Source organism: Sphingomonas sp. Leaf23 (assembly GCF_001421585.1).
Lineage (GTDB): Bacteria > Pseudomonadota > Alphaproteobacteria > Sphingomonadales > Sphingomonadaceae > Sphingomonas.
In genome coordinates, this window is the sequence record NZ_LMKR01000003.1 from 734402 (window position 1) to 746659 (window position 12258).

The following is a 12258-nucleotide window of genomic DNA, read 5'->3' on the forward strand; positions in this document are numbered from 1 at the left end:
TGGTCAGCATGATCTTGGTCCTCGAAGCTTAGCGCAGCGCGTCGATTTCGCGGGCAGTACGGGTGGCAGGGTCGGTCGCGATGCGTTCGAGAACGGCGATGCGTTCCTCGAGACGCAGGACCTTGGCCTGCAACTGCTCGTTCTGCTGCGCCATCAGCCATGCCTGACGCTCGGCATCGGGGTTGCCGCTGCGGACGCGTTCGTCCTCCTTGGCGATCCCGTGTTTTGCCCGGATCGATGCCTTCACGACACCGGCGATCATCGCCATCGCGATGATGGCCAATACGAAACCCGGTCCACCCCAATTCATCGTCTCTCTCCCCAAATCGTCCCGGCAGGGATCGGATCAGCGCAGGCTGTCGATCTCGTCCGCCAGACGGGTGTTGCGGCTGGTATAATACATTTCGATATCGGCAAGGCGACGGTCGATATCGCGGAAGGTCGAGCGCATTTCCGATGCCGAGCGGGTCGGGTTCGACCGGACGCCCTGCCAGAATTTCTCGTCCTCGCGGCTTTCATACAGGCCGTACGGCTTCTTCGGGGCCATCCATGCGATCATGAAATACGCGATGGCCGTCCAGGGAAAGCCGCCGACCAGCGTCAGCATCACCGTGCCGATGCGGATCCACATGACCTCGACACCGGTATAGTCGGCGATGCCGGCGCACACGCCCGACATCTTGCCATTCGCCTTGTCGACATAGAATTTGGTGCGTGCGCCGGACATCAGTCCCTCCGTGAGTAGTCGTTGTTGCGGAAATCGCTTTCCGGATATTCCCGGCGCGGCGTCGAAGGGCGGAAGTCCGGATTGTCGGCGGCGATGATCCGCTCGATCGTCTGGAGCCGCTCTTCGAGCCGGCGGGCGGTGACGTGCATGTCGTCGAGCAGTCGCTCGTCCTCGTTGGTCAGCGTCGGCGACTGTTTCCACTTCGTGATGTAGTGGAGGATCAGCCACGGCAGACCGATGAAGAGGACGCTGATCGCGACCGCCGCGGTCAGGAATTCGCCCATCGTCTCAGCCCTCCCGGTTCAGGCGGGCCTTGAGCGCGGCCAGTTCGGCGTCGATCTTGTCCGACGACCGCAGTTCCGCGATCTCGTCCTCGAGCGACTTGCCACCCTGGCCCATGCCGGCCGCTTCGGCGCGACCTTCGGCCAGGTCGGCCCGGCGTTCGAGCACGTCGAAGCGGCTGAACGCTTCGGCGGTCTTCGACCCGGCATACATCTCGCGCAGCTTGGTGCGGTTGTTGGCGCTTTCCATCCGGGTCTGGATGGCGTTCTGCCGGGTCCGCGCCTCGCGCAGCTTGTTCTGCAGCTTGGCGATGTCGGCTTCCGACGCGCGCAGCGCATCGTCGAGCACGACGATCTCGGCGTTCAGCTGTTCGATCATGTCGACCGCCTTCTGCCGTTCGACCAGCGCGGCCTTCGCCAGGTCTTCGCGGTCCTTGCTCAGCGCCAGCTCGGCCTTTTCGGTCCAGCTGTCCTGCAGCTTGTCCAGCTTGGCGATATGGCGGCGCATTTCCTTCTGGTCGGCGATGGTGCGCGCGGCGGACGCGCGGACCTCGACCAGCGTTTCCTCCATTTCGAGGATGATCATGCGGATCATCTTCGCGGGGTCTTCGGCCTTGTCGAGCAGGTCGGTGACGTTGGCGGCGATGATGTCGCGGGTGCGGGAAAAGATACCCATCGAGTTACTCCTGGAAAAACTGGGGTGGCCGGAACGGAACGGGGCAGAACCGCCCCGGCCTGCCGTCACGCCATCGGCGTTGCGGCAACGGGTGTGGCGATCGGACCGGAAGCGGTCGTCATGCCGAAGGCGAAGATGCTGACCGCGACGGCACCGATCAGGCTGAGGATCGATTGGCGGACGGTCACATTCTGGTTGACGCGGATCACGGTAATGCTCCCTGAAGCTTGATTGTCTGCGCCCTGTACCGGGCTTGCAAGATACATTGCAGGAGGCGTGCCAATTAAGAAAATGACGGTTTTGCGTCACTTTTCGCCGGTTGGTGACCGTGGCGAATTTGGCGCTTGCGAATGTTTGGGAAAATACGCCACACATCGGCGATGGAACGCGCAAGCCAGGTCGTCGGCCAATCCGGCCCCTTTCTCGATGCACTGGAGCGCGCCAGCCGCGCCGCCCAGCTCGACCGTCCCGTGCTGGTGATCGGGGAGCGGGGGACGGGCAAGGAACTGGTCGCCGAACGCCTCCACCGCCTGTCCGGCCGCTGGGACCAGCCGCTGGTCGTGATGAACTGCGCCGCGCTGCCCGAAACGCTGATCGAGGCGGAGCTGTTCGGCCATGAAGCGGGCGCGTTCACCGGCGCGACCAAGGCGCGCACCGGGCGGTTCGAGGAAGCCGATGGCGGCACGCTGTTCCTCGACGAACTGGGCACGCTGTCGATGGGTGCGCAGGAGCGGCTGTTGCGTGCGGTCGAATATGGTGAGGTGACGCGGATCGGGTCGTCGCGGCCGATCCGGGTTGATGTCCGCATCGTCGCGGCGACCAACGAACATCTGCCCGACCGGGTGGAGCGCGGCACGTTCCGCGCCGACCTGCTCGACCGGTTGAGCTTCGAGGTGGTCACCTTGCCCCCTTTACGCGCGCGACCGGGCGATATCATGGTGCTGGCCGATTTCTTCGGACGGCGGATGGCTGCCGAGATCGGCCGCGACGAATGGCCGGGCTTTGGCCCCAATGCGGTCGACCAGTTGATGGAGCATCGCTGGCCGGGCAATGTCCGCGAACTGCGCAATGCGGTGGAACGCTCGGTCTATCGCTGGGAGCGGCCGGGGCCGATCGATCTGGTCGAGGTCGATCCGTTCGCCTCCCCCTTTCGCCCGCGCACCGCCAGCACGCCGCCGCCGGCTGCCGTCACGGGCGAAGCAGGCGACGCGCCGGAGGTGGCCGACGACAATGGCGATGATTTCAAGACGCGGGTGAACCGGTTTGAACGGCAGCTGCTGACCCGTGCGATGGCCGAGGCGCGCTATAACCAGCGGACCTGTGCCGATACGCTGGGGCTGACCTATGACCAGTTGCGCCACGCCCTGAAACGCCACGGATTATTGGGGCAGGGCGGCTGACCGACCCTTGTGCACGGGTCCCCGCGTCCTAGATGTTGCCCGAGCGTAACGACCGGAGCCGATCGGCCCATGCTTCGTTCGGTCGACCAGAGCTTAACGCCCAAGGAGGAACCCTCATGGCTTTCGAACTTCCCCCGCTGCCCTATGCCTATGACGCGCTGGAGCCGACCATCGACAAGGAAACGATGACGCTGCACCACGACAAGCATCATCAGGCCTATACCGACAAGCTGAACGAAGCCGTGTCGGAAGACGCGAGCCTTGAAGGCAAGTCGATCGAAGAGCTGATGGCGAACATGTCGGGCGCGCCGGCGAAGCTCCGCAACAATGGCGGCGGCTATTGGAACCACACCTTCTTCTGGGAAACGATGAAGGGTGGCGGTTCGCAGCCGTCGGGCGCGTTAAAGGACGCCATCGACGACCAGTTCGGTGGCCTCGACGCGCTGAAGGAACAGTTCAACACGGCGGGTGCGAACCAGTTCGGGTCGGGCTGGGCATGGCTGATCGTCGGGCAGGACGGCAAGCTCGCCATCACCTCGACCCCAAACCAGGACAATCCGTTAATGGACGTCGCCCCGGTGAAGGGCACGCCGATCCTGGGCAACGACGTGTGGGAGCACGCTTATTACATCACCTACCGCAATGCGCGCCCGGCGTATCTGAAGGCGTGGTGGGACGTGGTCGACTGGGACAAGGTCGGCCAGCGCTACGACGCAGCGGTGAAGTAATTCACCACCAAAGCCCTCTCCCCTTCAGGGGAGAGGGTTGGGAGAGGGGGCTGTCCGCAAGGACGGTCCCCTTTTTCATGCACCCGGCGCCCGCGGAAGCCCCTCTCCCCGACCCTCTCCCCAGAAGGGGAGAGGGAGCAAGGTCAGTCCGCCGGCGGCAGCGGGGCGTCCTTCTCCAACTGCAACCCATGGCGCAGCAGCATCGGGATATTCGCCGCCGCAAAGATCAGCGTCAGCGGTACCGCGCCCCACAGCTTGAACCCGACCCAGAAATCCCAGGTCGAATGCCGCCATACGACCTCGTTAAGCACGGCCATGAACGCGAAGAAGATCGCCCAGTTGATCGTGAGCTTGCGCCACCCGGTCGCGCTGAGGCCCGGATAGGCGGTTTCCAGCAGCTGTTGCAGCAGCGGGCGTCCGGTCACGAGGCCGAAGGTCAGGATCGCCGAGAACATCGCATAGACGATCGTCGGCTTCATCTTGATGAAGGTATCGTCGCGGAAATAGAGCGTCAGCGCGCCGAACACGACGACCAGCCCCGCCGAGAGCCACAGCATCGGCGAGATATGGCCGGTCTTCCACTTCGACACGATGATCGCAACCACGCTGGCGATCATGAAGGCGGTGCTGGCGATGATGACCTGCGCCAGCGAATCGACCATATCGGGCAGGCCGATCTTGCTCGCCAGCAAATTGGCGATGAAGAAGACCAGCAGCGGCCCGTAATCGAGCGCCATGCGGAACAGCGGCGATACCGGAGGTTTGGCGTCGGTCGTCATTTGCGCACCCGTTCTACGCCCGCGATGATGCGGGACACTTCATGCGCATCGAACCCGCGCAGGTCGTCGGCGGTTTCTCCGACGCCGATGGCATGGATCGGCAAGCCGAACTTTTCCGCCGCCGCGACCAGCACGCCGCCGCGCGCGGTGCCGTCGAGCTTGGTCATCACCAGGCCGGTGACGCCGGCGGTTTCCTTGAACACCTCGATCTGGTTGAGCGCGTTCTGCCCGGTCGTCGCGTCGAGCACGAGGACGACATCGTGCGGTGCCGCGGGGTTCAGGCGCCCCAACACGCGGCGGACCTTGGCCAGCTCGTCCATCAGCTCGCGCTTGTTCTGGAGGCGGCCGGCGGTATCGACGATCAGCACGTCGATGCCGGTGGCGGTCGCCTGCTTGACCGCTTCATAGACGATGCCGGCCGCGTCGCCGCCTTCGGCACCGCTGACGATCGGCACGCCGATCCGTTCGGCCCAGGTCCTGAGCTGGCCAATGGCGGCGGCGCGGAACGTATCGCCCGCCGCCAGCATCACGCCATAATCCTGCTCGACCAGCGTCTTGGCCAGCTTGGCGATGGTCGTCGTCTTGCCAGAGCCATTGACGCCGATGACCAAGATCACCTGCGGACGCGGAAAAGCTTCGATTTCCAATGGCTTGGCGACCGGAGTCAAGACCTTTTCGATCTCTTCCGCGACGACCAGCCGGATGCCCAGCTCCTCCATGTTGCGCTCATACTGCCCTTCGGACAGGCGGGTGCGGACGCGGGCGGCGGTGGCGGGGCCGAGGTCGGAGGCGATCAGCGCCTCCTCGATCTCGTCCAGCGTCGCCTCGTCCAGCCGGGCGGCGGACAGGCCGACCAGATTGCCGGTCAGGCGGTCGGAGGTCTTTTTCAAGCCGCCGAGCAGGCGTTCGTGCCACGAAAGGCTCATAGGGGCATGCCGATCAACTGATCGCCTTCGATGTGAGTGAGCCGCGCGGTCACGATGCGACCGGGCGGGCAGGGGGGAAGCTGGACGTCGGCAAAGCCGGGACTATGCCCGCGCGTGCCGGGTCGTTCGACCAGGATGTCGGTAACACTGCCGATCTGTTCGGTCAGCCACGCGCGGTGCCGGCGACTGGCGGCGTCGCGCAGCGCCTGCGCCCTCGCCTTGGCGATGGGCGGCGGCACCTGCGGCATCCGCGCGGCGGGCGTGCGGGCGCGGGGGGAATAGGGAAAGACATGGGCGTGGACGATCGCGCAATCGTCGATCAGCGCGAGCGTGTTCGCCGCCATCGCATCATCCTCGGTCGGGAAACCGGCGATCAGGTCTGCGCCGATCGCGATATCCGGCCGCGCGTTCTTCAGCCGCTCGACCAGCTGCACCGCGTCGGCGCGGCTATGGCGACGGCGCATCCGCTTGAGCACCATGTCGTCGCCCGCCTGGAACGACAGATGGGCATGCGGCATGACCCGTGGCTCTTTCGTCAGCAATTCGAACAGCTTGGCATCGATATTTGCCGGATCGAGCGAGGAGAGGCGCAGGCGGCGGAGCGACGTGCGGACGACAATCGCTTCGACCACATCGCCCAGCCGAGGCGTATGGGGCAGGTCATCGCCATAGCTCGACAGGTCGACCCCGGTCAGCACGACCTCGGCATGGCCGGCGGTAACCAGTGCATCGAGCTGCGCCACGATGGCGTCGATATCGGCCGAACGCGACGGGCCGCGCCCGGCGGGGATCGCGCAAAAGGTGCAGGCATGGTCGCAGCCATTCTGCACCTCGACAAAGGCGCGGGTCTGCCCTTCGAAACCGCCGGCCAATTGCGGCGCGGTGTCGAGCATGCGCTCGATCTCGCGGACGATCACCGGTTCGCTCGATCCCCATGCGGCGGGGCTCAGCTTGTCCGAATTGCCGATGACGCGGGTCACCTCCGGCATTGCGGCAAAGCTGGCCGGGTCGATCTGCGCCGCGCAGCCGGTGACGATCAGCTCGCTGGCCGGACGCTCGCGCCGTGCCCTGCGGATCGCGCGCCGGGTGGCGGCGACGGCATCGTTGGTGACGGCGCAGCTGTTGACCACCACCACGTCGCGCGCGCCGACGATACCACGGATCGCATCGCTTTCCGCGATGTTCAGCCGGCAGCCGAGCGTTATGATGGCGGGACCACAGGAGGATGGCATGGGCGACGATCTAGGGACAGCGACCGGGGAAGTCCACGGACAGGCGCGCGAAGTGCTCGACTTCTGGTTCGATCAGGTCGGTCCCGAGCGCCATTTCGCCAAGGACGACGCGCTGGACGCGGAAATCGCCACGCGGTTCGGGGCATTGCAGCGGCAAGTGCTGGCCGGCGAGGCGGCGGGCTGGCGCGACGATCGCGACACGCTGCTGGCGGCGGTGATTGTGCTCGACCAGTTTTCGCGCAACCTGTTCCGCGGACAGGCGGCGGCGTTCGCGGCCGATCCGCTGGCGCTGGAATTGACGCTGATCGGTATTGCGCGCGGTGACGATCACGCCTTGCCGCCGGAGCGCCGGGCGTTCCTGTATATGCCGCTGATGCATAGCGAGGATGCCGGGGTATCGCGCTTTTCGCTGCGGTGTTTCGAGGCGCTGGGCAACCCCAACAACCTGACATTCGCACGCGATCATGCCGAGGTGCTGGGACGCTATGGTCGTTATCCGTCGCGCAACGCGGCACTCGGCCGGGTGTCGACCGAGGCAGAGGCCGCGTATCTCAGCCGACCTGACGCCGGCTGGTGAGGTCGGGCAAGTCGGGCTCCACCACGCCGCCGCTATGCAGCAGCCCGCGCGCGGCCAGCATCCGGCGGGTGTCGGCGATCGATAGCGGCTTGCCGTAATTCCACCCCTGCGCCTTGGCACAGCCGAGTGCCGCCAGCCGTTCGGCGATGGTGTCGGTTTCGACCCCCTCGGCGGTGACCGGCAGGTTCAGGTTTGCGCCAAGGCCAATGATCGCGTTCACGATCGCCGCCGAATCGGCATTGTCGAGCAGCGAGAGGACAAAGCTCTTGTCGATCTTGATCCGGTCGAATGGCAGCGCGCGCAGGTGGGCGAGCGAGGAATAGCCGGTGCCGAAATCGTCGAGCGCCAGGCGGACGCCCTGATTCTTGAGCGAGCCGACGATCGACTGAGCCAGCGCGAGGTTGTCGAACAGCGCGCTTTCGGTGATCTCGATCTCCAGCCGGTTGGGCGCGAAGCCGCCCTCGACCGTCGCCTTGATGATCTTTTGCGCCAGCCATGCATCGCGCAGCTGGGTGGGCGAGATGTTGACCGACAGCGAGAGCGTCGGATCCCAGTCGCGCGCGGCGGCGAAGGCCTGTCGCATGATCGACAGCGACAATTCGGCGATCAGCCCCGATTCTTCGGCAACGGGAATGAAGCGATCGGGCGGGATGACGCCCTGCGTCGGGTGAATCCAGCGCGCCAGCACCTCGAACCCGCACAGCCGGCCGTTGGTCAGGTCGATCTGCGGTTCGAAATAGGGGACGATCTGTCCGGCGGGAATGGCGAGGCGCAGGCCGTTTTCGATGTCGTTGCGATCGATCAGCGCATGTTCCATCGCGCGGTTGAACCAGGTGACGCCGCCGCGTCCCGATTTCTTGGCGCAATACATCGCGATATCCGCCGACCGCAGCAGCGTGTCGATGCCCGCACCGTCGAAATCGGATCGCGCGACGCCGATCGAACTGGTCAGGTGGATGCGCCGGTCATCGACCTCGATCGGCTGCGACAGCGCGGCGATGACGCGTGAGGCGACATGATCGACGGTCGACGGGTCGCGCGCGTCGAATACGAACGCGCAGGCAAAGGCGTCGCCGCCGAATCGCGCGGTCAGCGCAGCCGTCGGCATCACGCCGGCGATCGCCTGTGCCGCCGCACGCAAAACCGCGTCGCCGGTTTCATGGCCGTGCATGTCGTTGACCATCTTGAAATGGTCGAGGTCGACGATCATCAGCGCGACCGCCTGTTCCCGGCGCATCGCGGCACCCAGCAGCGCGGCACCCGCTTCGCTCAGCGAACGACGGTTGAGGAAACCGGTCAGCGGATCGCGCGAGGCGAGCATCCTGGCGCGTTCTTCCGCCGCCGATCGGCCATGCATCTCGATCTCGACCGCGCGGTGCCGCCGCCAGCCGAAGACGACGAGAAGTGCGTTGAGGAGCAGTGCCACGACCAGCGGCCGCTCGACCGGGGCCCCGCCGAAATAGCGATGGTCGAGCACGCCGGAAATGACGGCGATGCCGAGGCCGATGAACAGCAGAATCGCGCTGACACAGATCGGCAGCGTCCAGCGGCTGCCCCGCTGTCGCGCATCCGCCGGAGCCATGCCCTCCGTTCCGCGTTGCCGATCCCAATCCATATCCGAGGGTTATCGACGCCGATCGGTGTAGAAGATGTTAAAGCCGGCGTTCGGCCCGTCGATGCTCCGGCTCCGGTCGTCGCGACCCGTCGCTGCGACTTGCATGGCTGCCGCAGATGCTTTATCGGCCCCGGATCGTTTCCGTGAGGAATCGTTCAGTAATGCCGCCCAAGGGCGACGCCGGCCGGCGAGGTTTCGTCCGCCGGCGTGTTTTGCTTGAGCGATTTTCGCGGGAAACCGGAATTGGAGTGCGCGCGTGTTCGAAAGTCTGAGTGACCGGCTGGGAGGGGTGTTCGATCGGCTGCGCGGTCGCGGCGCGCTGACCGAGGCCGATGTCCGGACGGCGATGCGCGAAGTCCGCGTGGCGCTGCTGGAAGCCGACGTCGCGCTGCCCGTCGCACGCGAATTCGTCGACAAGGCGACCGAGGCCGCCGTCGGCCAGAATGTCCTGCGCTCGATCACGCCGGGGCAGCAGGTCGTCAAGATCGTCCACGACGCGCTGGTCGACATGCTGGGCCCGGACACGGCCGAGCTGGACGTCTCCGTTACGCCGCCCGCCGTCATCATGCTGGTCGGGCTTCAGGGCTCGGGCAAGACGACGACCACCGCGAAGCTCGCCAAGCTGCTGAGCAAGCGCGAGGGCAAGAAGGTGATGATGGCGTCGCTCGACGTCAATCGCCCGGCGGCGCAGGAACAGCTGGCGGTGCTGGGCACCCAGGTCGAGGTCACGACCCTGCCGATCGTGCAGGGGCAGCAGCCGGTCGACATCGCCCGTCGCGCATTGCAGGCGGCGAAGCTGCAGGGCTTCGATGTCGTCATGCTCGATACTGCTGGTCGTCTGCACGTCGACCAGGCGCTGATGGACGAGATGAAGGCCGTCTCGGACATTGCCCAGCCGAATGAGACGCTGCTGGTCGTCGACTCGCTGACCGGTCAGGACGCGGTCAACGTCGCGCAGAACTTTTCCGAACAGGTGCCGCTGACCGGCGTCATCCTGACCCGCATGGACGGCGATGCGCGCGGTGGCGCCGCGCTGTCGATGCGCGCGGTCACCGGCAAGCCGATCAAGTTCGCGGGCACCGGCGAAAAGCTGGACGCGATCGAGCCGTTCCACCCGAAGCGGGTCGCGGGCCGCATCCTCGGCATGGGCGACGTCGTGTCGCTGGTCGAAAAGGCGGCGCAGTCGATCGAGGCCGAAGATGCCGAGCGGATGGCCGGCCGTCTTGCCAAGGGTCAGTTCGACATGAACGACCTGCGCGGGCAGCTGGCGCAGATGCGGCGCATGGGTGGCCTCGGCGCGCTGGCCGGCATGATTCCCGGCATGAAGAAGGCGCAGGCGGCGATGGCGTCGGGTGCGGTGGATGAAAAGATCCTGCTGCGCATGGACGCGATGATCACGTCGATGACCGCGAAGGAACGCGCCAAGCCCGAACTCATCAATGCCAAGCGCAAGATCCGGATTGCCAAGGGGTCGGGCACGACGGTGCAGGACATCAACAAGCTGTTGAAGATGCACCAGGAAATGCAGACCGCGATGAAGAAGCTCAAGAAGATGGGCGGCATCAAGGGCATGATGGCGATGCTGGGCAAGGGCGGCATGGGCGGCCTTGGCAATGCGCTGGGCGGTCCCGGCCTTGGCGACCTGATGAGCAAGGCGGGTGGCGAAATGCCGGGCCTGCCGGGTCTCGGCGGTGGCATGGGTGGCAAGGGCGGCGGCATGCCGCAGCTGCCCCCCGGCTTCGAAAACCTTATCAAGAAGAAGTAATCGCCGGTCGGAACCGGCTTACATAGACCAACGAAGGAAGAAGAATAATGGCACTCAGCATCCGTCTGTCGCGTGGTGGCTCGAAGAAGCGTCCGTATTACCGCATCGTCGTCGCCGATGCGCGCAGCCCGCGTGACGGCCGCTTCATCGAGAAGATCGGCACCTATAACCCGCTGCTGGGCAAGGAAGACGAAAAGCGCGTCGTGCTCGACGCCGAGCGTGCGACCCACTGGCTGGGCGTTGGCGCGCAGCCGACCGACCGCGTTGCCCGTTTCCTCGACAAGGCCGGCGTGAAGGAACGCGCCGCTCGCAACAACCCGACCAAGGGTAAGCCCGGCGAGAAGGCCGTCGAGCGTGCGGAAGAGCGCGCCGAAAAGGCGAAGGCAGCTGAAGAAGCCGCTGTCGCTCCGGCCGAAACCGCCGAAGCGTGATTGGGTGTGCCGGCCCGTCGTTCGCGGTGGGCCGGCACCTTTTGATCGGCGTCATGCGTTCCCGCTCACCCCGAGCAGGAGCATGACGCATGACCGATCCCGAAGAACAGTCAGCCCATGACGAAGACGCCACCAACATCGGCCAATCGGCGGAAGACCCCGCCGAAGGCAGCGACGACGCCCCCACCGGCGGCGAAGGCTCGCCCGACGCCTGACGTCGATCGCAGCCGCGTCGTGCTGGCGGCGATCGCCGGTGCGCACGGGTTGCATGGCGAGGTGCGGCTGAAGCTGTTCACCGACGACCTGTCGACCTATTCGACGCTGAACGGTGGCGCGCTGACCCTTGTGTCGGTGCGTCCCGCGACCAATGGCGTCATCGGCCGGTTCCGCGAAATCGCTGACCGTACCAAGGCGGAGGCGATGCGCGGCACCGAGCTGTGGATCGCTCGCGACCAGCTGCCGCCGCTCAGCGATGGTGAATATTATCACGCCGACCTGCTCGGCCTGCCCGTCGTTTCGACCACGGGCGAGGGGTTGGGACAGGTCGTGGCCATCGACGATTTCGGCGCGGGCGACGTGATCGAGATCGAGCGGCCCGGCGGCAAGCGTTTCATGGTGCCGATGCAGCCGCATGCCGTGCCCGAATGGAATGCCGAGCGGCTGGTGGTCGAGGCGTTGTTCGCCGTCGACTGATCGCTACCGCGCTGCGGCGGCGGCGAATGCCCGGCGCAGCGTATCGGGCGCATCGGCCAGCCGCCGCTCGATCCGCGCCAGCACCGCATCGCCGTCGTTCAGCGACCGCGTGGCGCGCTCCATGCTCCAATAGCCGAATTCCCGTGCCGCGACGGTGCGATCCGACAGGATCGTCAGGTCGCGATGCCGCGGGTCGCCCGCGATCCGGGCATAGGTTGCCGCGACGCTGGACTGCGGCCCTTCGATCACCTGTAGGAAATGGTCGCCATCGTGCCACAGCACGCCGGTGATCCCGTCGACCGCGTTGTTGTGGCGGGACTGTTGCAGGATCTGATCGACATCGACACCGGGCGCGCCACGGCTGACATAGAAAATCTGGCGAAGTGTCGTCTCGGTCACGATTGATCGGATACGATCACCCCGGTCGC

The 12258-nt window shown here is 65.7% G+C and carries 17 protein-coding genes; 7 read left to right on the forward strand and 10 right to left on the reverse strand.

Going from position 1 to position 12258, the window contains the following annotated elements; all coding sequences use genetic code 11:
• Window positions 1-28: 28 nt before the first annotated feature.
• From ASE67_RS11825 to ASE67_RS18230, 5 genes are all read right to left on the reverse strand, one after another.
• The gene (locus tag ASE67_RS11825) at window positions 29-310 is read right to left on the reverse strand and encodes a hypothetical protein (RefSeq protein ID WP_055761151.1); all 282 of its coding nucleotides are present in this window, start codon (window positions 308-310) and stop codon (window positions 29-31) included.
• Window positions 311-346: 36 nt separating this feature from the next.
• Complete coding sequence (gene pspC, locus ASE67_RS11830; protein ID WP_055761154.1) at window positions 347-727, reverse strand: envelope stress response membrane protein PspC; 381 nt, start codon at window positions 725-727, stop codon at window positions 347-349.
• On the reverse strand, window positions 727-1011 hold the full coding sequence (pspB, locus tag ASE67_RS11835; RefSeq protein WP_055761157.1) for an envelope stress response membrane protein PspB: 285 nt from the start codon (window positions 1009-1011) through the stop codon (window positions 727-729). The genes pspC and pspB overlap by 1 nt, the downstream gene beginning before the upstream one ends.
• Window positions 1012-1015: 4 nt before the next feature.
• Entirely contained in the window at window positions 1016-1684 is a 669-nt protein-coding gene (gene pspA / locus ASE67_RS11840; RefSeq protein WP_055761160.1) for a phage shock protein PspA, read from the reverse strand.
• Between the two features lie 65 nt (window positions 1685-1749).
• Window positions 1750-1893, reverse strand: a complete 144-nt coding sequence (locus tag ASE67_RS18230) for a hypothetical protein (protein ID WP_156348592.1) — start codon at window positions 1891-1893, stop codon at window positions 1750-1752.
• Window positions 1894-2064: 171 nt separating this feature from the next.
• On the opposite strand from ASE67_RS18230, the gene pspF reads away from it, so the two are divergent.
• Together pspF and ASE67_RS11850 are read left to right on the forward strand one after the other, a co-directional pair.
• Entirely contained in the window at window positions 2065-3084 is a 1020-nt protein-coding gene (gene pspF / locus ASE67_RS11845; protein ID WP_055761162.1) for a phage shock protein operon transcriptional activator, read from the forward strand.
• Window positions 3085-3200: 116 nt separating this feature from the next.
• Window positions 3201-3812, forward strand: a complete 612-nt coding sequence (locus ASE67_RS11850; protein WP_055761165.1) for a superoxide dismutase — start codon at window positions 3201-3203, stop codon at window positions 3810-3812.
• Between the two features lie 143 nt (window positions 3813-3955).
• Here the strand turns inward: ASE67_RS11850 and ASE67_RS11855 are convergent, their stop codons facing one another.
• From ASE67_RS11855 to mtaB, 3 genes are read right to left on the reverse strand one after another with little or no spacing between them, the layout of a single operon-like run.
• Entirely contained in the window at window positions 3956-4591 is a 636-nt protein-coding gene (locus tag ASE67_RS11855) for a septation protein A (protein ID WP_055761168.1), read from the reverse strand.
• Window positions 4588-5517 carry a signal recognition particle-docking protein FtsY gene (gene ftsY / locus ASE67_RS11860; protein ID WP_055761172.1) on the reverse strand — a complete coding sequence of 310 codons (930 nt, stop codon included), beginning with the start codon at window positions 5515-5517 and terminating at the stop codon, window positions 4588-4590. Before ftsY ends, ASE67_RS11855 begins: the two co-directional genes overlap by 4 nt.
• Entirely contained in the window at window positions 5514-6749 is a 1236-nt protein-coding gene (gene mtaB, locus ASE67_RS11865; RefSeq protein WP_055761176.1) for a tRNA (N(6)-L-threonylcarbamoyladenosine(37)-C(2))-methylthiotransferase MtaB, read from the reverse strand. The genes ftsY and mtaB overlap by 4 nt, the downstream gene beginning before the upstream one ends.
• Here mtaB and ASE67_RS11870 point away from each other — a divergent pair.
• Window positions 6748-7326 carry a DUF924 family protein gene (locus ASE67_RS11870; protein WP_055761179.1) on the forward strand — a complete coding sequence of 193 codons (579 nt, stop codon included), beginning with the start codon at window positions 6748-6750 and terminating at the stop codon, window positions 7324-7326. The genes mtaB and ASE67_RS11870 overlap by 2 nt on opposite strands.
• Here ASE67_RS11870 and ASE67_RS11875 read toward each other — a convergent pair.
• Window positions 7301-8908 (reverse strand): putative bifunctional diguanylate cyclase/phosphodiesterase, encoded by a 1608-nt coding sequence (locus ASE67_RS11875; protein ID WP_235511884.1) that lies wholly within the window; start codon window positions 8906-8908, stop codon window positions 7301-7303. The two genes, ASE67_RS11870 and ASE67_RS11875, sit on opposite strands and share 26 nt — an antisense overlap.
• 289 nt (window positions 8909-9197) lie before the next feature.
• On the opposite strand from ASE67_RS11875, the gene ffh reads away from it, so the two are divergent.
• From ffh to rimM, 4 genes are all read left to right on the forward strand, one after another.
• On the forward strand, window positions 9198-10706 hold the full coding sequence (ffh, locus tag ASE67_RS11880) for a signal recognition particle protein (RefSeq protein ID WP_055761184.1): 1509 nt from the start codon (window positions 9198-9200) through the stop codon (window positions 10704-10706).
• A 47-nt stretch (window positions 10707-10753) separates the two neighbouring features.
• Complete coding sequence (rpsP, locus tag ASE67_RS11885; protein ID WP_055761188.1) at window positions 10754-11137, forward strand: 30S ribosomal protein S16; 384 nt, start codon at window positions 10754-10756, stop codon at window positions 11135-11137.
• An 89-nt stretch (window positions 11138-11226) separates the two neighbouring features.
• Window positions 11227-11352 carry a hypothetical protein gene (locus ASE67_RS18735; RefSeq protein ID WP_268795045.1) on the forward strand — a complete coding sequence of 42 codons (126 nt, stop codon included), beginning with the start codon at window positions 11227-11229 and terminating at the stop codon, window positions 11350-11352.
• Window positions 11353-11371: 19 nt separating this feature from the next.
• Window positions 11372-11830, forward strand: coding sequence for a ribosome maturation factor RimM (gene rimM, locus ASE67_RS11890; protein WP_055761191.1), 459 nt, complete (start codon window positions 11372-11374; stop codon window positions 11828-11830).
• A gap of 3 nt (window positions 11831-11833) precedes the next feature.
• On the opposite strand, the gene ASE67_RS11895 is transcribed toward rimM, so the two are convergent.
• Window positions 11834-12229: a BLUF domain-containing protein gene (locus ASE67_RS11895; protein WP_055761194.1), complete on the reverse strand. Its 396-nt coding sequence runs from the start codon at window positions 12227-12229 to the stop codon at window positions 11834-11836.
• Window positions 12230-12258 lie beyond the last annotated feature (29 nt).

Coding starts and splice junctions, on each gene's coding strand:
- ASE67_RS11825 (WP_055761151.1), bottom strand. CDS start 310: ATGAATTGGGGTGGACCGGGTTTCGTATTGGCCATCATCGCGATGGCG.
- pspC (WP_055761154.1), bottom strand. CDS start 727: ATGTCCGGCGCACGCACCAAATTCTATGTCGACAAGGCGAATGGCAAG.
- pspB (WP_055761157.1), bottom strand. CDS start 1,011: ATGGGCGAATTCCTGACCGCGGCGGTCGCGATCAGCGTCCTCTTCATC.
- pspA (WP_055761160.1), bottom strand. CDS start 1,684: ATGGGTATCTTTTCCCGCACCCGCGACATCATCGCCGCCAACGTCACC.
- pspF (WP_055761162.1), top strand. CDS start 2,065: ATGGAACGCGCAAGCCAGGTCGTCGGCCAATCCGGCCCCTTTCTCGAT.
- ASE67_RS11850 (WP_055761165.1), top strand. CDS start 3,201: ATGGCTTTCGAACTTCCCCCGCTGCCCTATGCCTATGACGCGCTGGAG.
- ASE67_RS11855 (WP_055761168.1), bottom strand. CDS start 4,591: ATGACGACCGACGCCAAACCTCCGGTATCGCCGCTGTTCCGCATGGCG.
- ftsY (WP_055761172.1), bottom strand. CDS start 5,517: ATGAGCCTTTCGTGGCACGAACGCCTGCTCGGCGGCTTGAAAAAGACC.
- ASE67_RS11870 (WP_055761179.1), top strand. CDS start 6,748: ATGGGCGACGATCTAGGGACAGCGACCGGGGAAGTCCACGGACAGGCG.
- mtaB (WP_055761176.1), bottom strand. CDS start 6,749: ATGCCATCCTCCTGTGGTCCCGCCATCATAACGCTCGGCTGCCGGCTG.
- ASE67_RS11875 (WP_235511884.1), bottom strand. CDS start 8,908: ATGGCTCCGGCGGATGCGCGACAGCGGGGCAGCCGCTGGACGCTGCCG.
- rpsP (WP_055761188.1), top strand. CDS start 10,754: ATGGCACTCAGCATCCGTCTGTCGCGTGGTGGCTCGAAGAAGCGTCCG.
- ASE67_RS18735 (WP_268795045.1), top strand. CDS start 11,227: ATGACCGATCCCGAAGAACAGTCAGCCCATGACGAAGACGCCACCAAC.